The organism is Mucilaginibacter sp. 320_HR, from assembly GCF_059691875.1.
Genome location: NZ_JCAWAI010000003.1, coordinates 729,672 through 746,073 on the forward strand (window position 1 = coordinate 729,672; position 16,402 = coordinate 746,073).

The 16,402-nt window shown below is 44.4% G+C and carries 20 protein-coding genes; 11 read left to right on the plus strand and 9 right to left on the minus strand.

Features of this window, described 5'->3' with window-relative positions; genetic code table 11:
* Positions 1-4 precede the first annotated feature (4 nt).
* Positions 5-388 (plus strand): hypothetical protein, encoded by a 384-nt coding sequence (locus AC59GT_RS13840; protein ID WP_497238183.1) that lies wholly within the window; start codon positions 5-7, stop codon positions 386-388.
* Here the strand turns inward: AC59GT_RS13840 and AC59GT_RS13845 are convergent, their stop codons facing one another.
* Genes AC59GT_RS13845 through AC59GT_RS13855 form a run of 3 tightly spaced genes read right to left on the minus strand, consistent with a single transcriptional unit; the run spans position 389 to position 3,446 of the window.
* Positions 389-862, minus strand: coding sequence for a gliding motility lipoprotein GldH (locus tag AC59GT_RS13845; protein WP_497238184.1), 474 nt, complete (start codon positions 860-862; stop codon positions 389-391). It lies immediately after the preceding gene.
* Complete coding sequence (gene ricT / locus AC59GT_RS13850) at positions 862-2,298, minus strand: regulatory iron-sulfur-containing complex subunit RicT (protein WP_497238185.1); 1,437 nt, start codon at positions 2,296-2,298, stop codon at positions 862-864. Before ricT ends, AC59GT_RS13845 begins: the two co-directional genes overlap by 1 nt.
* A gap of 2 nt (positions 2,299-2,300) precedes the next feature.
* Positions 2,301-3,446 (minus strand): DNA polymerase III subunit, encoded by a 1,146-nt coding sequence (locus AC59GT_RS13855; protein WP_497238186.1) that lies wholly within the window; start codon positions 3,444-3,446, stop codon positions 2,301-2,303.
* Between the two features lie 152 nt (positions 3,447-3,598).
* Between AC59GT_RS13855 and ruvX the strand changes: the two genes are divergently transcribed.
* From ruvX to AC59GT_RS13890, 7 genes are all read left to right on the plus strand, one after another.
* The gene (gene ruvX / locus AC59GT_RS13860; protein WP_497238187.1) at positions 3,599-4,003 is read left to right on the plus strand and encodes a Holliday junction resolvase RuvX; all 405 of its coding nucleotides are present in this window, start codon (positions 3,599-3,601) and stop codon (positions 4,001-4,003) included.
* Between the two features lie 6 nt (positions 4,004-4,009).
* Positions 4,010-4,648 carry an O-methyltransferase gene (locus AC59GT_RS13865; RefSeq protein WP_497238188.1) on the plus strand — a complete coding sequence of 213 codons (639 nt, stop codon included), beginning with the start codon at positions 4,010-4,012 and terminating at the stop codon, positions 4,646-4,648.
* Between the two features lie 3 nt (positions 4,649-4,651).
* Positions 4,652-5,194, plus strand: coding sequence for a glucosaminidase domain-containing protein (locus tag AC59GT_RS13870; RefSeq protein WP_117383144.1), 543 nt, complete (start codon positions 4,652-4,654; stop codon positions 5,192-5,194).
* A gap of 43 nt (positions 5,195-5,237) precedes the next feature.
* Positions 5,238-6,068: a glucosaminidase domain-containing protein gene (locus tag AC59GT_RS13875; RefSeq protein ID WP_497238189.1), complete on the plus strand. Its 831-nt coding sequence runs from the start codon at positions 5,238-5,240 to the stop codon at positions 6,066-6,068.
* 61 nt (positions 6,069-6,129) lie between these two features.
* A complete protein-coding gene (locus AC59GT_RS13880; RefSeq protein WP_497238190.1) occupies positions 6,130-6,882 on the plus strand; it encodes a peptidase associated/transthyretin-like domain-containing protein in 753 nt (250 codons plus the stop codon).
* Entirely contained in the window at positions 6,879-7,202 is a 324-nt protein-coding gene (locus AC59GT_RS13885; RefSeq protein ID WP_497238191.1) for a hypothetical protein, read from the plus strand. The genes AC59GT_RS13880 and AC59GT_RS13885 overlap by 4 nt, the downstream gene beginning before the upstream one ends.
* Positions 7,203-7,266: 64 nt before the next feature.
* Complete coding sequence (locus AC59GT_RS13890) at positions 7,267-8,283, plus strand: DUF3078 domain-containing protein (protein ID WP_497238192.1); 1,017 nt, start codon at positions 7,267-7,269, stop codon at positions 8,281-8,283.
* Between the two features lie 5 nt (positions 8,284-8,288).
* Here AC59GT_RS13890 and AC59GT_RS13895 read toward each other — a convergent pair whose 3' ends face one another.
* From AC59GT_RS13895 to pnuC, 6 genes are all read right to left on the minus strand, one after another.
* Complete coding sequence (locus AC59GT_RS13895; RefSeq protein WP_497238193.1) at positions 8,289-9,074, minus strand: TerC family protein; 786 nt, start codon at positions 9,072-9,074, stop codon at positions 8,289-8,291.
* A gap of 80 nt (positions 9,075-9,154) precedes the next feature.
* A complete protein-coding gene (locus AC59GT_RS13900; protein WP_497238194.1) occupies positions 9,155-10,465 on the minus strand; it encodes a hypothetical protein in 1,311 nt (436 codons plus the stop codon).
* The gene (locus AC59GT_RS13905) at positions 10,446-11,021 is read right to left on the minus strand and encodes a hypothetical protein (RefSeq protein WP_497238195.1); all 576 of its coding nucleotides are present in this window, start codon (positions 11,019-11,021) and stop codon (positions 10,446-10,448) included. The genes AC59GT_RS13900 and AC59GT_RS13905 overlap by 20 nt, the downstream gene beginning before the upstream one ends.
* Positions 11,018-11,578, minus strand: coding sequence for an RNA polymerase sigma factor (locus AC59GT_RS13910; protein ID WP_117383136.1), 561 nt, complete (start codon positions 11,576-11,578; stop codon positions 11,018-11,020). The genes AC59GT_RS13905 and AC59GT_RS13910 overlap by 4 nt, the downstream gene beginning before the upstream one ends.
* Before the next feature lie 125 nt (positions 11,579-11,703).
* Positions 11,704-12,249 (minus strand): AAA family ATPase, encoded by a 546-nt coding sequence (locus AC59GT_RS13915; RefSeq protein ID WP_497238196.1) that lies wholly within the window; start codon positions 12,247-12,249, stop codon positions 11,704-11,706.
* Positions 12,246-12,872 carry a nicotinamide riboside transporter PnuC gene (pnuC, locus tag AC59GT_RS13920; RefSeq protein WP_497238197.1) on the minus strand — a complete coding sequence of 209 codons (627 nt, stop codon included), beginning with the start codon at positions 12,870-12,872 and terminating at the stop codon, positions 12,246-12,248. The genes AC59GT_RS13915 and pnuC overlap by 4 nt, the downstream gene beginning before the upstream one ends.
* Positions 12,873-12,916: 44 nt before the next feature.
* On the opposite strand from pnuC, the gene AC59GT_RS13925 reads away from it, so the two are divergent.
* From AC59GT_RS13925 to ligD, 3 genes are all read left to right on the plus strand, one after another.
* Positions 12,917-13,363, plus strand: coding sequence for a VOC family protein (locus AC59GT_RS13925; protein WP_497238198.1), 447 nt, complete (start codon positions 12,917-12,919; stop codon positions 13,361-13,363).
* A gap of 75 nt (positions 13,364-13,438) precedes the next feature.
* The gene (locus AC59GT_RS13930) at positions 13,439-13,612 is read left to right on the plus strand and encodes a DUF3606 domain-containing protein (protein WP_497238199.1); all 174 of its coding nucleotides are present in this window, start codon (positions 13,439-13,441) and stop codon (positions 13,610-13,612) included.
* 11 nt (positions 13,613-13,623) lie between these two features.
* Positions 13,624-16,383: a DNA ligase D gene (ligD, locus tag AC59GT_RS13935; protein ID WP_497238200.1), complete on the plus strand. Its 2,760-nt coding sequence runs from the start codon at positions 13,624-13,626 to the stop codon at positions 16,381-16,383.
* Positions 16,384-16,402 lie beyond the last annotated feature (19 nt).

A 16,402-nucleotide genomic window follows, 5' to 3' on the forward strand; every position in this document is an offset into this window, starting at 1 on the left:
AACGATGAAAAATTTTTTGTTTTGTGGCCTGATATTTTGTGCCCTATATACAGGTTGTTCAAAGAGCAGCGATAACAAGATTCCGGATCAGACGAGTAAGACGCATACCATCAGGATAGTAAGCACAGGTAATGGTGCGTACGGAAATTATGTTGAGATATTAAAGCCGGGCGAAACCATGTATACTGTTATAGATAGCCAGGACAATGTAACTGCCGGCTCATATGAATATACAACCAAACAAGATGTTGGTACCACTGTCAGGCTTGAATTAATGCGTAAAACCGCAACGAATTTTACCTTTACATTTTATAATAATGGTGACGTTGTTGGAAATACCCAAAACGCAACAGGTGAAAAGGTTACAACGGACTACCTGATAAAATAATCACTTCGCTTTCTCCACCCGCAAACCCACGTCGCTTACTTCATGAAGCGGGTTATCGCGCATGTTCTGCTCTATTTCAAAGTGATAAGTACCCTTAGCCGGGAACTTGTAAGTGGTTTTTAATGGGAGCTGATAGCTATATAGGTTGCCGCTTCCGCTGCCCAGCCATTCACCATCAGGATTTGCTAAAGTGAACTGGTACCGTGTAGCCGACTTTTTTTTATCAGGAGTAGTTTGAGCAAATACAATATACAGATTGGAATACCGGTATTCACCCGTTACCCGTAAGTTGAGGTACAGATTATAGGGAATCGTTTCATCGTCTATCTTCACATCATATTTAATGCGATTGGCATACGACCAGTTGCGGTTGTTGATCCCCGCGTTAAGATCAACAATCGCATCCGGGTCTGTGCATGCCTGTGTGAATGTTATAGCTGCAAACAAGAAGACTAGTATCCACCTATTCTTCATTATTCGGGACTGGCTTGCTGGTTATTATTTCCGCCATTGTTATTTCCGCCACTACGGTTCGGTCTGTTGCGGTTGTTACGCCTGTTACGGTTCTCACCTTGCGGACGGTTTCCCTCAGGACGGCCACCTTCAGGCCTTGGACCGGCCTGTGCAGCATTCTGTGCAGGAGCTTGCTGCCCCTTCGGGCGGTTTCCTTCCGGACGGCTACCCTCAGGACGCGGACCGGCAGGAGCGCTGGATTGTTGCTTCTGCGGGCGGTTGTTATCTGCCTGCTGATTAGAAGCAGAGCCTGGTTTGCCACCTTTGTTACGGTTTTTGTTTTTGCTCTTATTATTATTGTTGTTGCGGCGTTCGTCCAGGCGAGTAAGGCTATCCTGCCCAACAACGTTTTCGTAATCCAGTACTTTTACCGGTTTGGTCTCAATCTCTACTATTTCGCCAAGGTCTGCCGGCATAGTACCCTCCCGGTTCATTTGTTGAATTTCTTTTACCCGGGTAATAGGTAGTGGTATCCAGTTTTCCTCTTTAGGATAGCTAAACCACATAATCCGTTTAAAAATATCGGTCTTTTGCAGGCGGGCATCGCCTTTTTCGGTCCTTAGTACATTTACATTATCAGGGATGTGCTTTAGGGCATCCATGTATGTGTCCAACTCATAGTTAAGGCAGCATTTAAGCTTACCGCACTGGCCCGCAAGTTTAAGCGTATTTAAAGAAAGGTTTTGATAACGCGCTGCAGAAGTAGATACCGTCTTGAAGTCGGTAAGCCAGGTGCTGCAGCACAGTTCACGTCCGCAGGATCCTATACCTCCTAAGCGGCTTGCTTCCTGGCGCATACCAATCTGGCGCATCTCTATCCGTATACGAAAAGACTCCGCCATTTTCTTGATCAGTTCGCGGAAATCTACGCGGCCTTCGGCCGTATAATAGAAGGTAGCCTTGGTTTTGTCGCCCTGGTAATCAACATCGCTTATTTTCATGCTGAGGTTCAGGTCAAGCGCCAACGTCCTGGATTTATGCATGGTTTCCCACTCCAGGTCTTTCGCCATTTTCCATTTATCTACATCAGCAGGAGTAGCACGGCGGTATATTTTTTTAACAACATCGGCTTCTTTTACATGGCGTTTAACCATCTGCATACGCACCAGCTCGCCGGTTATAGATACGTGGCCAATGTCATAGCCGCCGGTAGTGGTCTCCACGGCAACAAGGTCACCTGCTTCCAGGTAAATGTTGTCGTTATTATGGTAAAATTCCTTTCTTGATCCCTTAAATTTAACTTCAACTATCGGGAAAGGCTTATAATTAGTTGGCATGTCCATATGTGACAGCCAATCGTGAACATCAAGTTTGCTGCAACCGTTAGTAAGGCAAGAGCCGTTACTTTTGCAGCCCGCAGGCGAACATCCGCCTGATGAGCAACTTCCGCATCCCATAATTAATTTGGTATATAATGATTCCCCGAAGGGACGATTTTTAAATTTAGTACTTTAATAATCTGCAAAGATACATCTAAAAATAAGATCTTAGGGTTTGCATTGCGTTCTATATGATAGTGAGCTTTTTCAAGCTCGTTAATTATAGTTTCGGCCTGTGCAATGTTCATTACTTTAGCCATCTTACGTGCGGTTTCAAGTTCCTGTGCCGGCAGGTGCACAATGTTTTCGGCTCCGGCAGATATCAGGCAGCACTCGCGTATAAAGCTGATGCCGTAACGTAAAAAGTTCTTTTGGTTTTCCCTGCCCATTTTGGCAGCCTGATCTACAAAAGAAAGAACATCCAGACCCTTATTGGCAAAACACAACCTTAACCAGTTCACGAACAACTGGTGATAGCCCTTGGTATCGCTTTGCAGCATACTCAGTGCTTCGGTGATATTTCCATTGCTCAGGTAAGCTATTTCTGCGGCTGCTGTTTCGGTTTGATTATGCTGAGAGATCAGAAACTGCTTTACATCATCGTACCCCAATGCCGGAACCTTTATCAGCTGTGTGCGCGACAGGATAGTGTTCAGTATCTGGTCCTGGTTTTGAGCGACTAACAAAAACAAGGTATTAGGCTGAGGCTCCTCTATTACCTTTAACAGGGAGTTTCCTTCCTTGTCCAGGTATTCTGGCAGCCAAAGGATCAGTATCTTGTATGCCGACTCGAACGGCTTAAAGCTGAGTTTTTTGATGATCTGGTGGCACTCGGCTATGTTGATGTTGGCCTGTTTGTTTTCGGCGTCCAGGTAGCCACGCCAGGTGTCGAGGCTTAGATATGGGTTGGCAGTTATAGCTTCCCGCCATTGCTCAATAAAGGTTAAGGCAGTGTCATCCTTGTGTTTGGCGAAAAAAGGATACGAAAAGTGCAGATCGGGATGCATCAGCTTCTGGTACTTACGGCAGGACGAACACACACCGCAGGAGTCATGAGGCTGCTTATCTTCACACGACAGGTACTGTGCAAATGCAATAGCCAACGCCAGGCTCCCGCTTCCCTCCGGGCCCAAAAACAACTGCGCATGGCTAACCCTGTTCTCCTTTACGGCGGTTATCAAACGTTGCTTTGTGGCGTCCTGACCTATGATATCCTTAAACTGCATTGGTGCAAATTAATGAATTGATTTTAGATGTAACGTTACGGATGTACGATTTACCTTGCGTGGGTTGTTCAAACGTAAATAATCCGCACATTTGCAAGCGGATAAATTGGCGCTATGCCAACCAAAATAGTACATCTAAAATCTAGAGATTGATGAGAGTAATGGCTTTTGATTATGGTACCAAGCGTATAGGCATTGCTGTTACCGACCCGATGCAGATTATTGCCACAGGTTTAGACACCATACATCCCCTCAAGGTTATAGATTATTTGAAGAAGTATATGGAGACGGAGCAGGTAGAGCGCTTTGTGGTTGGCGAACCAAAGCAGATGGACAACACGCCGTCACAATCTGCCCAGCACGTGAGAGGCTTTGTGACTCTTTTAAAAAAGAATTTTCCTGCGGTCCCCATAGAGATGCTTGATGAGCGCTTTACCTCTAAAATGGCATCGGCAGTTATTGCACAAAGTGGCATGGGAAAAAAAGCACGTCAAAGTAAAGAGCTGGTAGACACCATCTCTGCCGTAATATTACTACAATCGTGGATGCAAAAATAAACACCTATGGAAATTCTTGACCCCGCCCTGCAGGCCTATTTGGACGCACACATAGACGCTGAAGCGCCCGAGTTACAAAAAATAAATCGCGATACCCATCTAAAGGTATTAAAAGCCAACATGCTATCGGGCCATTATCAGGGCCGGATATTAAGCATGTTTAGTAAGATGATGCAACCAAAGCTCATTTTGGAGATAGGAACATTTACAGGATATTCTGCTATTTGCTTATCTGAAGGACTAGTCGAAGGCGGTATTTTGCATACTATTGAAGTGAACGCAGAAATGGAGGACATGCTGAATTCACATTTTAAGTCAACAAATGTGGAAAAAAAAATAAAGCTGCATATTGGCCCTGCAGAGCGTATTATAGCTGATATTCAGCATAATGATTTCGACATCGTGTTTATTGATGCGGATAAACGAAATAATTTGACTTATTTTGAGTTAGTAATTGATAAAGTAAGGCCCGGTGGGTTGATAATAATTGATAATGTTTTGTGGAAAGGAAAGGTGTACGGCAACGAAAATGACGCTGATACCGTAAACATCCGCAAACTAAATGAGCACATAGCTGTTAACACGAAGGTTGAAAAATTAATTCTCCCGGTTCGCGACGGACTGCTAATGATCAGAAAAAAATAAATTATGAAGAAACTCTTTACTGCTACTCTACTGTTAGTATGTGCACTAGTTGCAACAACCACAGCCGTTTCGGCTCAAAGCGCTTCACAATCTTACATTGACAAGTTCAAAGATAATGCCATAAAACTGATGCACGAGACAGGCGTACCTGCAAGCATCATTTTAGGGGTTGCCATGCACGAGTCTGGCAGCGGAAAAAGCTCGATTGCGCAGAACCTGAACAACCAGTTTGGAGTAAAAGGCGGAGGCGGTGCAGTTTATTACAAACACAACAAAAAAGTACGCACATCCTATAAAAAGTACGAGTCGGTAATGGAGTCGTTCCAGGACTTTACCCGCATAATGACCGAACGTAAGCAGTTTAGCCACCTCGCAGACAAGCTTACCCAATACGATTACAAAGGTTGGGCTAAAGGGATACAAAGAAGCGGTTATTGCAGCAGCCGTACCTGGGCCTCACAGGTAATGGGCATTATAAAACGCTACAACCTTAACGAGCTTGACGAAAAGCCGGCAGAAAAAAAGCAGCTGGCCGACAACCAATAATCCACTATCTTCCGGCACATAATCAATCCTACATTAGCAAGTAATGCGGAAACTGTTTATTCTATTTATAGCTTTAGGTGTATTCTCTTCGTGCTCGGCACACAAAAGCACCATTAGCAGTAAAAAGGCACGCAAGAATAACCAAACCATTCGCAAGAGAAACAGCGCAGCTATTGCCAATGCGCATACTTATACTTCGCTTGAATATATAGATCGTTTTAAAGACATTGCCGTACAGGAAATGAACACCTACGGCATACCCGCCAGTATCACGCTGGCGCAGGGGTTATTTGAGTCGGGCGCCGGCAACAGTGATCTGGCCCGGGTGGCTAATAACCACTTTGGTATTAAATGTGGCACCACCTGGAATGGTGAAAGTTATTATAAGGACGACGATGCTGTTAACGATTGCTTTAGAGTATACAGTAACCCCGAAGATTCTTACCGGGACCACTCCGAATTTTTGAAGAAAAAGAACTACGCCCGCTTATTTGAGCTGGACAAGAACGATTATAAAGGATGGGCATATGGCCTTAAAGCCGCAGGGTATGCTACTAACCCCAAGTACCCACAGCTGCTTATCAATATAATTGTAAAGTACAACCTGGACCAGTACGATCGCCCTGAGGGCGAGCTAGCCAAGATTAAGCGTGAAGACCGTGTGCTTGATGAGATAAATGACAGCATAGGCAAACCTGCAAAAGATTCGATAGCGAAAGTATCTCCAGACGATAAAATTTACACCATAAAACAGGGCGATACACTATACAACATATCCAAGCGTTTTGGTATCACTGTTGACGAACTGCGTGCACTAAACAATCTTTCTGACTCTGGCATAAGGATAGGCCAAAAACTGGTAGTAGTTAAGTAGCCTGTTAAAAATTGTTAATTTATGTGCAAAGCGGCGGCAAACGTGTAGCTTTAACGTCCTGATGAAATTATGGTGTGCCTTTTTACTTTGCATTGTAACGCTAACTTCTGTTGCCCAACAAAAGGAAGTTACCGGGATTGTATTTGATAAAGAAAGCAAAGCACGTATAGCTAAAGTAAACGTACGCAATACAACCTCAGGCCAGGCAGTATACAACAACTTTAAGGGAGAATTTAGTATCCGGGTTTCTGTCGGAGATGTGCTCATTTTCAGCAAGACAGACCACCATGCCGATACGCTAACCATTAAAAACTTCCTGCCCTTAGCGGTATACATGAAACCCGTTGCTATTCAGCTGAACGAAGTGAGCATTAGGGACACGCTACTTAGTCCAATGAAAAGGTACCGCGCCTTAAAGAGTGACTACAATCAGGTTTTTGGAACCCTCAACCAACGCGATTTACTTACTGCAAGCCCCGGTGTAGGTGCCGGCATAAGCATAGATGCACTTTACAACCTGTTTAGCCGCCGCGGCAAAAATGCCGAACACCTGCGGGAGGTGATGGAACGTGATTACCTGCAATCGGTTATTGACGCGCGGTTTAATAAAAGCTATGTAGCCGGCATCACCTACTTAAAAGAACCTGAATTAAGTGATTTTATGCTGAAGTACCGGCCAGGATATTACCTGGTTACAACCGCCAGTGAGTACGAGTTTGTTACTTATGTACGCAACAGCTTTAAACGATACCGCAAAAACCCGCGCGCTTTTGAACTTGCGCCACTGCCCTCTATTTTTATGAATGTTAAATGAGGCCGTTAATTATTGTAGTGCCGTTTTTGAATGTAGCAGGGATGGCCTTGTTCCCATTCATCCTTGTGTATAACAAAGTAGCGCTGGAAGATAAAGTGCTGATAAACCACGAGCGGATACATTTACGCCAGCAATTAGAACTGCTGGTGCTGCCGTTTTATGTGTTATACCTATTGAATTACCTGTACAATTACATACGCTTTCGCAATCATCACAAAGCGTACATGGCAATTTCTTTTGAAAGAGAGGCTTACCACTATGAGCGCAATACCGGCTATATCGCAAATCGTAGTTGGTATGCCTGGTTGCATTTCCTATAGCTCATAGCCGATGCTTTTGCATTTTATGTACTGAAATAACAGAATTTTGCGTTTTATTTGCAATATGAGAAGAACAGGGGCTTTTTTGTTTTTTGCATTTTTGTTCTCAGTAGCGCTTTCATTAAGGGCTCAAACAACAGATACCACAAGGCGCGATACAGTAAAGATTGACACCAACCTCATCAACAGGTATCGGATATTACCAAGAAATAATGCAATACCGGTAACAGCAAGGCCGCTTCAGATTCAGCCCGAACTAATACCTGTAACCATGCTGGATTATAAGGTAAGTTACTGGCATCGCTATATCACCTTTGGGCTCAACTTTAACCAGGCAGCATTTAGTAACAATTACGCGGCCGGTGGTGTAAACTCTGTTGCTTTAGGAACAAACTTTATTTACCGGATAGAATATAACAAAGCACCATTTAGTTATTCCACAGAGCTTAACCTGCTTTATGGTAAATCAAAAAGCAAAGGGCTAGGCTCGCGAAAAACAAACGACCGTATATTCCTGGATAATAAGGTGGCTACGCAGTTGTCAAAAAGCTGGTTTTTCTTCGGGTCGCTTAGCTTTGAGTCGCAGTTTGATAAAGGCTTTCAATATGATCCCAATAACGTTAACCCGCCCCTGCTGATATCTAATTTCATGTCGCCGGGATACCTGACGGAATCGATAGGTTTCGAGTATAAGCCAAGTAAGTTTTTTGATCTGCGCCTTGGTACCGGTACTGCACGCCAGACCTTTGTGCTGGATAAGAACATTGTTAAAAACCTGCCAACCAATTACGGTGTAGATAGTGGTAAAACAGTCCGCAATGATATAGCGTTCCAACTGGTTGCCATATTTGATAAGGACATTGCCAAGAACATGCACTTTAATGCACGCTATGACATGTTTGTGCCCTACGGTGAGCCGTTATCCTATACCCGCCACCGTGTTGACGCGGTACTGGCAGCAAAAGTAAACCGCCTTATAAACGTATCTATTAACGGGACGCTGTTGTTTGATAAAAACACCTCTAATAGCGTACAGGGTACAGAAGGCCTGTCTTTAGGTGTGTTGTATAAATTCCCGTAACAATATTATTTTGCAGCAGGTGCTTTCTTTCCTTTTTGCGCAGACCGGGCCGCTCTCTTAGATCTCATTTTAAGGTTAAGCAACTCAACTAGTATTGAGAAAGCCATAGCAAAGTAAATGTAGCCTTTAGGTATGTGCTGTTCCATTGCTTCGGCCAGCAGCGATACGCCTATAAGTAACAGAAATGACAGTGCCAGCATCTTAACGGTTGGATGCTTGTTAACAAAGTTGGCCACGCTGTTTGAAGCCCACATCATGATGCCTACAGCTACTACTACCGCTGCTATCATTACTTCTACGTGCTGTGCCATACCAACGGCAGTAATAACAGAGTCTAGCGAGAAGACAATATCCAGCAGCATTATCTGTAAGATTACGCCCCAAAAAGAATGCACTTTAGCTGTGCTGGAGTCTTCTTCCTCTCCTTCAATCTTATGGTGTATCTCGGCGGTACTTTTATATATCAGGAATAAACCACCTATTAACAAGATCAGGTCCCTTCCGGATATAGCCAGCTTCTCTACCCAATCCGGATCAGTAGCGCCTATAAGGCCGGAGAGGTTGAACAGCGGCTTGGTAAGCGTCATTACCCAGCTAATAGATAACAGCAGCAGTATCCGGGTGATCATGGCCATGCCCATACCCACCCTGCGGCCTTTCGACTGTTGCTCTCTGGGAAGCTTGTCGCTCAGGATTGAAATGAATATTACGTTGTCAATACCCAAGACGATCTCTAAAACAGTAAGTGTAACGAGGGATACCCAGGTTTCCGGGTCGGTAAATATTTCCATAAGGTAAATGTATGCGCCTTAAAAATAGCAAAACCCCTGCCGTTGGGCAAGGGTGCTGCAAAAAAGGGGGAATTTAACGCTTAATTAAAATTTACGCCGGTGTAGCTTGCATTAATAACAATTCTGTTTGAAGAATTACTGTTTCCTGCATAACCCTTGTAACTTTTTGTGGACGACCAGCCACGTTCCTCATCTGAAGGACTTTTCGATGTGATCTTTATGCGGTCATCATAGTTAAAGTCGCCAAATTTTGTAGTTACGTCAAAGTTGAAGTTATCTAGTTGACTAAGGTCAAAATTGATCTTGGTAAAAGATGCATCAACAGTTATATTCTTAACACTCTTGTCTATTGTGCCTATACGGAAACCATCTCCATACTTAACATGTACATCTGCCGAGCCTCTTAACCGCTCTATACCTATAGAAGAGAATTTGATGTCGGCATCAATGTTATTTACCGCACCAGTCCTTAACTTGCCATAAGAAACGCTCACGCGCCCGCTGTTAAAGTTGGTAATGTTAGCGTCGCCAAAGCGCACATCAACCTCGTTTTGGCTGTTGGTGAGTGCAGCAGCGTTTAAAGCGCCGTAACTAACTTTAACAACTGCCTTGCCGCTTAGCTCGGGCAAGTTAACGCCGCCAAACCTGTTATTAATATCTATGCCGTTACCTGATGGCATGTAAACCGTGTAGTTTATCTCAATATTCTGATGATTATTGCGGCCGGTATTTCCTTTGAAAAGGCTGGTTCTAAAAGAGACCACAGACCCCGCTTTGCTGTCGTTAATGCTTGATCCGTTGATCATGTCGTTTACCGCATCTGCATCATCCCCACCAAACTTCATCTGCACATCTACCTTAAATTCGTTACGATTCCAGGTGTTTACCGTGATCTTTCCAAAGCTGTTTGTGATCTGCAATACATCATTACCATCTACAGAATAGGTTTTGCTGTAGTTCTTCACCTTTTCTATGATCTCGCCGCCAGCAACTTTCTTTTTATACTCTTCATTATCGCCGGAACTGATGCTAACATGGTTGCCAAGGTCTTTGAAGCTCTCGCTTATCTCAGGCACCATGCCTTTAAAGCTGCCCGAGAAATCTTTACCGAAGTCTTTAAACGTTTCCTTGAAGGCTTTGCTAAACTTATCGGCATTAAAGGTAATGTGCTGCTTGCTTTTTTCTACGCGCAACTTGCTCATTTGCGCTTGAAGTTTAGCCATCTGCTTTTGCAGGTCGCCCATTTGTTTCTGTAACGCCTTATCGTCAAACTGTTCCGATGATGGTGGCTCGGGTGTTTGCGGTGCTTTGGTCTGTGCAAACGATGTCATGCTTATAGCAAACGTTGCCATAGCTGCCAATAACGCCCGTTTATATATCTTTAGTTCCATTTTGCTGTTGTTTTTTGCTTTGATCTATTTGTTCTATCACGCCCAATTGTTGATTAAGCACCTCGGTTTGTATTTGCAAGTTCCGGATCATTGCACGTAAAACACGTTCCTGGTTAGGGCTGGTAGCCAAATCTGTACTTAGTTTTTTATAATTAGCCTGCATTTTCACCAGTTCGCTGTTAAACTCGTTATACAGCTCCGGATCCATTTTGGCTACTTGCTTTAGTTCGGTCTTTTTTGTTTCTATCAGCGATACAAGGTGCATCTGCTGTTTAGCATAGGCCGGGTTTATTTCGGCCAGGTCTACGCCCTGCTTGCCTGCTTTTTGGCTTTGTATGTATATGCCGAACCCTATACCCATTACTACTACTATCATGGCGGCCACCCTTAGCACAAAGCCAAGCGAAAAGGTTTTGGCCTCGCGCTTTTTTGGCGCTTGCTGTGTATCCCAGGCATCAAGTTCTTTGGAGATGTTGTCCCATATGTCTGCACGCGGCTGCAGGTCATCAAACTCTTCCCTGTGCTCGTCCATAAAATCTTCTAACCTCTTGCTCATCGTGTTATTCCTTTCTGTATCAATATCTCGTTCAACTTTCTTTTAGCTCTCAGGAACTGTGTCCTTGATGTGTTTTCTGATATGCCCATTACCTGTCCAATCTCTTCATGATCATATCCCTCCAACAGGTAAAGCGATAATACTACCCGGTAACCGTCAGGTAACAGCTTAATAGCTTCTTTTACCTGTGCAACTTTGTATTGTATATCTTCATCATCCCAGGGCTCCTCGGCAGGCAGGCTGTCAATATGCCCGTCCTCAATCTCTACCAGGTCCAGCTTGCGCTTACGCAGCAGGTTTATAGCGCGGTGCACCACAATCTGCTTTAACCACAAACCAAAGGTGGTATCCTGCCTAAAATCCTTAAGTCGTTTAAAAGCATCTGTAAAGGCCTCCTGCAAAACGTCTTCCGCTTCGGCAACGTTGCCCACTATTCTAAAGGCAATGTTTAGCATTGCTTTAGAATACAGCCGGTACAACTCATAGCAGGCCTTTTTGCTCCCCTGCTTGCACTCAACCACCAGGTTATAGTGCTTATCAACAAATACAGCTTCCAAATTATATGACAGGTTTCAGTTAAAAGGACGCATGCGTTTGCACAACGTTGCACCGGGCCAACAAAAAAGACCTGTTTATACAACTATTTTTTAACGCCGGGATAATTATATGATAACAAGTGTGTTTAAAGCGGCTTTTTAGATTGATTTATAAAGTGTTCTATCGCGGCAACAGCCCGCTGATAACGCTCAGGTCCGGAGCCTTCAATCAAGACGTAGTTGGCATTAAGCGCCTGCAGTTCTTTATACCATACTCCCATAAAATGTTCGCGCATGTGGGGGAAATCGCGCAAAGGGTCTTCCTCCCAGGGCAGGTCTATGTTTAGCAACAGGTAAAGGTCATAGGGGTGTTTAGGTAACTCATCCAGCACCTCCTGTGGTGTTTGGCCAAAGGTATAATCGCTCCAAACCTTTACGGTAATAAAGGTGGTATCACATATCAGTAACCCGTTGGCGTTCGGCAGCAATTCCTGCTCCAGCGCAAGCTGTCCGTAAAACATATTGATCTCATCCTGCAAGGTAGGCGGTGCAGTAAGCTTTTCACAATATTCCCGAGCATATTCGGGCACCCAAACCGTATTAAAATGATCTGCCAGAAAAGCCGACATGGTAGATTTGCCGGTAGATTCGGGCCCAACAACGGCTATTTTAATTATTTCAGGGGTATTCATGCTTGCTGCTTGTTGTTAAGTGTGGCAGTTTGGCTTTGCAGGTCGCGGCGCCAGTCCAGATATCCTTTAAGTGCGATTGCGACATAAATGGCATACATTACAGCAGTAAGGTGCAGGTCTTTATAAATGTATACACCAACGTATATCACGTCCACAAATATCCATATCAGCCAGTTCTCTAAAACCTTTCGGGCGAGGAATACTTGCGCCACTAAACTACAGGCTGTGCAAAAACTATCCAGGTAAGGGAATGAGGCTGTGGTGTATTTTAGCAATGACCCCAGCAAAACGGTAAAGAAAATAACTGCAGCCACCGAAAGCACGATCTCCCGTTTAGCTATTGTGGCAACCGGAACTTTCTTTTCGTCCGCAGGTCGCATGCTCCAATAGTACCAACCGTATAGGTTTACCACAAAAAAATATACCTGTAAGCCCATATCTGCAAAAAGCCGGGCTTCAAAAAATATAAAGATGTAAATGGTAACGCTGATTGTAGCAATAGGCCAGTTCCAAATATTATTACTGGCGGCCAGATAAACGCAAATAAGACCTGTTATTACTCCCGCTATCTCTAACCACGTTTGGTGATTCCACCAATCCTGCAACAGATGTATTATTTGCATGCCGTAAATATATAAAGCATTTGCATTGAAGCGAAACCGTATTGATGGCAGCAATTTTGTGGCTTAAACTATTATACCAAACCAACAGTACTATGTTAGCAGATGCAAAAACCTTCAGCAGCTTTTCTGTAGATGATATAGAAGCCGCAAAAAAGTTCTACACCGAAGCGCTTGGCCTGAAAGTAGATCAGGACGAACAAATGGGTAACATCCTTACGGTACACCTAAGCGGCAGTCATTTTATCATTTACCCTAAGCCTAACCACACCCCGGCAACGTTTACCGTGTTGAATTTTGTTGTAGACAACATTGACGACGCCGTAAATAGCCTTAAAGAAAAAGGCGTTCGCTTTGAAAACTACGACTCCGAGTACCTGACTACAGATGAGAACAACATATCCCGCGGTGGTGGCAAAGGTCCAAGTATTGCCTGGTTTACAGACCCCGCAGGTAATATCTTGTCTGTAATAGAACATGCACAAGGCAGTTGATTATCTTATTAGGAAAATACGTTTCAAACCATACGGTTGTAATGCTGTTAATTAGTTAACCAATATTATACCACTATGGACAATACAAAAAAAGTTGGATCCCCTGACCGGGACAGGATAAACATACACGAAGACTACGAACTACAGTACTGGTCTAAAAAGTTTGGCGTAACTCACGACGAACTTAAAGAAGCCGTTAAGGCTGCCGGTACATCTGCCGAAAAGGTAGAAGCTTATTTAAAGAAATAACCACAACCACCATGAGCCTGAAAGAATATGTAGCCAAACGGGACTTCACAAAAACAGCTGAGCCAAAAGCCGGCAAGAGTGAAGATAAGAACAAACTGCGCTTTGTAATACAAAAGCACGATGCCTCGCGACTGCATTACGATTTCAGGCTGGAGATGGAGGGGGTGCTTAAAAGCTGGGCGGTGCCAAAAGGCCCGTCTACCGATCCTAAGAACAAGCGGCTGGCTATGATGGTGGAAGACCACCCTTACGACTACCGCTTGTTTGAAGGGATTATCCCCGAGGGTGAATATGGTGGCGGAACTGTTATTGTGTGGGACGAAGGTACCTACGAGCCTATAGAAGAAATTAAGGGCGGTAAAAAAGCGCAAGAAAAGCACCTGCTGCAACAGCTTCATTCGGGCTCGTTAAAAATAAAGTTGCACGGCCAAAAGCTGGAAGGCGAATATGCCTTGGTGAAAACTCACGGTATGGGCGAAAACGGCTGGTTGCTAATTAAGCATAAGGACGAATTTGCTTCTGATAAGGACATCACCAAAAAAGATAAATCGGTACTGTCTGGCAAAACCATCGAAACCATGGAGAAGACCAGTGAAAAGGTTTGGCAGCATGGGCATGAAGAAGACCTAGTAAAGAAACCTGCTAAAAAGGCTTCAAAAAAAAAGGAGGAGGCTCTTGACGATGTTGTTGAGCAGGATGAGCCTGCAGAAAAGCCGGACGTAGAAGCATTACTTAAGAAAGCGCCGAAAAGCAAGATACCGACAGGCATAAAGCCAATGCTGGCCACCCTTGTAGATAAACCGTTTGACGACCCTGATTGGGTGTACGAGATAAAGTGGGATGGCTACCGTACACTCGCCTTTGTAGAAAAAGGAGAAGTTCAGTTACTGTCTCGCAATAACAAGTCCTTTAACGAGAAATATTATCCAATTACCCAGCTGTTGGAAAGTTGGAAGATAAATGCTGTAATTGACGGTGAGATCATCGTGATGAACGATAAAGGCGTATCTAACTTTGGTGCCTTACAAAATTGGCGCAGCGAGGCTGATGGCGAACTGATGCTTTATGTGTTTGACATACTGTGGTACGAGGGTAAAAACCTGATGGAACTGCCGCTTACGCAACGACAGGCTATACTAAAGGAAGTTTTGCCTACAGACGACGACCGTATACGCCTGAGCAATGTTTTCCCGGCAAATGGCAATGGCTTTTTTGAAGCAGCTGAAAAGATTGGCCTGGAAGGAATAATGGCTAAAAGGGGAAGCAGCACGTACATATCTGACAACCGCTCTAAAGAGTGGCTTAAAATTAAAATAAACAAGCGCCAGGAAGTTGTAATAGGTGGGTTCACCAAAAACGAAGGTACCGCCAAGCAGTTTAGCTCCCTACTGCTGGGTGTTTATGAAGGAGGCCAGTTCCAGTACGTAGGTAAGGTAGGCACAGGTTTTTCTGATAAGCTGCAAAAGGAAATGATGGCGCAGTTTAAGCCGCTCATTACCGAAGAAAGCCCCTTTGGCTACGAACCGGATGTAAATAAGCCATCGCGTTTCAGGCCCAATCCGCCAAAGGCTAAGGCAACTTGGTTAAAGCCCGAACTGGTATGCGAAGTTAGCTTTGCCGAGGTAACCAGCGATGGCGTGTTTCGCCACCCGTCATTTGAAGGCATGCGTACCGATAAAAAAGCAACAGATGTGGTGCGCGAATCAGAAGCACACACGGATGAAGTAGTTGACGAGGCTGAAAGCAAGACTATAGAGAAGCCCAAGGCTGCAGAAGCTAAAGAAGACAAGAAGCCTGCAAAGCACAAGCTGGTACAGGCGCCGAAAGAAAGCGTAAAGCGAACGCTGCTTAACCCGAAAGAAGAGACGCAGGTAAAAAGTATTTGCGGGCACGACCTGAAGTTTACCCACTTGAGTAAAGTATATTGGCCAGAGGATGGTGTTACCAAGCGAGACATGTTTAACTACTACTACCAGGTGGCTGAATATATTTTGCCGTACCTAAAAGACAGGCCACAATCGTTGAATCGCTTCCCTAATGGCATACATGGCTCGAGTTTTTACCAGAAGGATGTGCGTGGCAAATCACCTGATTGGGTGCGTAAGTTTCCTTATACTACAAGTGAGGGAGAAGATAAGGACTACCTGATAGGGCATGATGAAGCTACGCTATTATGGATGGCCTCGTTGGGTTGTATAGAAATGAACCCCTGGTTCAGTCGCGTGCAGTCTCCGGATAACCCCGATTACTGCGTTATAGACCTTGACCCGGATAAGAACACTTTTGACCAGGTTATAGAAGCGGCACTGGAAGTAAAGAAGGTGCTTGATGCTATTGAGGTGCCGGCGTTTTGCAAAACGTCAGGATCTACCGGTATGCACATCTATATACCCTTAGGGGCTAAATACGATTACGATCAATCGCAGATGTTTGCGCGGCTTATCGTTAACATTGTACACGAACAGATTCCTGAATATACATCGCTGGAGCGGATGATTAAAAACCGCAATGGTAAAATGTATCTCGACTTTTTACAGAACCGCCCTGGCGCTACTATTGCTGGTCCGTATTCGTTAAGGCCTAAGCCGGGAGCTACAGTGTCTATGCCACTGCATTGGGACGAGGTAAAGCCCGGTTTAACCATGCGCGACTTCACCATTAAAAACTCTGTTGAAAGGGTTAAAAAAGAGGGAGATCTGTTTAAAGGGGTCATTGCCGAAGGTATTGATCTTGAAAAGACGATTCTAAAAGCAAAAAGTATTTTTCAGTAACAGCTACGCCGCTATACTG

Bases quoted from the DNA above. Each gene is read 5' to 3' on its own strand.
- AC59GT_RS13840 (WP_497238183.1), top strand. From the start codon at position 5: ATGAAAAATTTTTTGTTTTGTGGCCTGATATTTTGTGCCCTATATACA.
- AC59GT_RS13845 (WP_497238184.1), bottom strand. From the start codon at position 862: ATGAAGAATAGGTGGATACTAGTCTTCTTGTTTGCAGCTATAACATTC.
- ricT (WP_497238185.1), bottom strand. From the start codon at position 2,298: ATGGGATGCGGAAGTTGCTCATCAGGCGGATGTTCGCCTGCGGGCTGC.
- AC59GT_RS13855 (WP_497238186.1), bottom strand. From the start codon at position 3,446: ATGCAGTTTAAGGATATCATAGGTCAGGACGCCACAAAGCAACGTTTG.
- ruvX (WP_497238187.1), top strand. From the start codon at position 3,599: ATGAGAGTAATGGCTTTTGATTATGGTACCAAGCGTATAGGCATTGCT.
- AC59GT_RS13865 (WP_497238188.1), top strand. From the start codon at position 4,010: ATGGAAATTCTTGACCCCGCCCTGCAGGCCTATTTGGACGCACACATA.
- AC59GT_RS13870 (WP_117383144.1), top strand. From the start codon at position 4,652: ATGAAGAAACTCTTTACTGCTACTCTACTGTTAGTATGTGCACTAGTT.
- AC59GT_RS13875 (WP_497238189.1), top strand. From the start codon at position 5,238: ATGCGGAAACTGTTTATTCTATTTATAGCTTTAGGTGTATTCTCTTCG.
- AC59GT_RS13880 (WP_497238190.1), top strand. From the start codon at position 6,130: ATGAAATTATGGTGTGCCTTTTTACTTTGCATTGTAACGCTAACTTCT.
- AC59GT_RS13885 (WP_497238191.1), top strand. From the start codon at position 6,879: ATGAGGCCGTTAATTATTGTAGTGCCGTTTTTGAATGTAGCAGGGATG.
- AC59GT_RS13890 (WP_497238192.1), top strand. From the start codon at position 7,267: ATGAGAAGAACAGGGGCTTTTTTGTTTTTTGCATTTTTGTTCTCAGTA.
- AC59GT_RS13895 (WP_497238193.1), bottom strand. From the start codon at position 9,074: ATGGAAATATTTACCGACCCGGAAACCTGGGTATCCCTCGTTACACTT.
- AC59GT_RS13900 (WP_497238194.1), bottom strand. From the start codon at position 10,465: ATGGAACTAAAGATATATAAACGGGCGTTATTGGCAGCTATGGCAACG.
- AC59GT_RS13905 (WP_497238195.1), bottom strand. From the start codon at position 11,021: ATGAGCAAGAGGTTAGAAGATTTTATGGACGAGCACAGGGAAGAGTTT.
- AC59GT_RS13915 (WP_497238196.1), bottom strand. From the start codon at position 12,249: ATGAATACCCCTGAAATAATTAAAATAGCCGTTGTTGGGCCCGAATCT.
- pnuC (WP_497238197.1), bottom strand. From the start codon at position 12,872: ATGCAAATAATACATCTGTTGCAGGATTGGTGGAATCACCAAACGTGG.
- AC59GT_RS13925 (WP_497238198.1), top strand. From the start codon at position 12,917: ATGGCAGCAATTTTGTGGCTTAAACTATTATACCAAACCAACAGTACT.
- AC59GT_RS13930 (WP_497238199.1), top strand. From the start codon at position 13,439: ATGGACAATACAAAAAAAGTTGGATCCCCTGACCGGGACAGGATAAAC.
- ligD (WP_497238200.1), top strand. From the start codon at position 13,624: ATGAGCCTGAAAGAATATGTAGCCAAACGGGACTTCACAAAAACAGCT.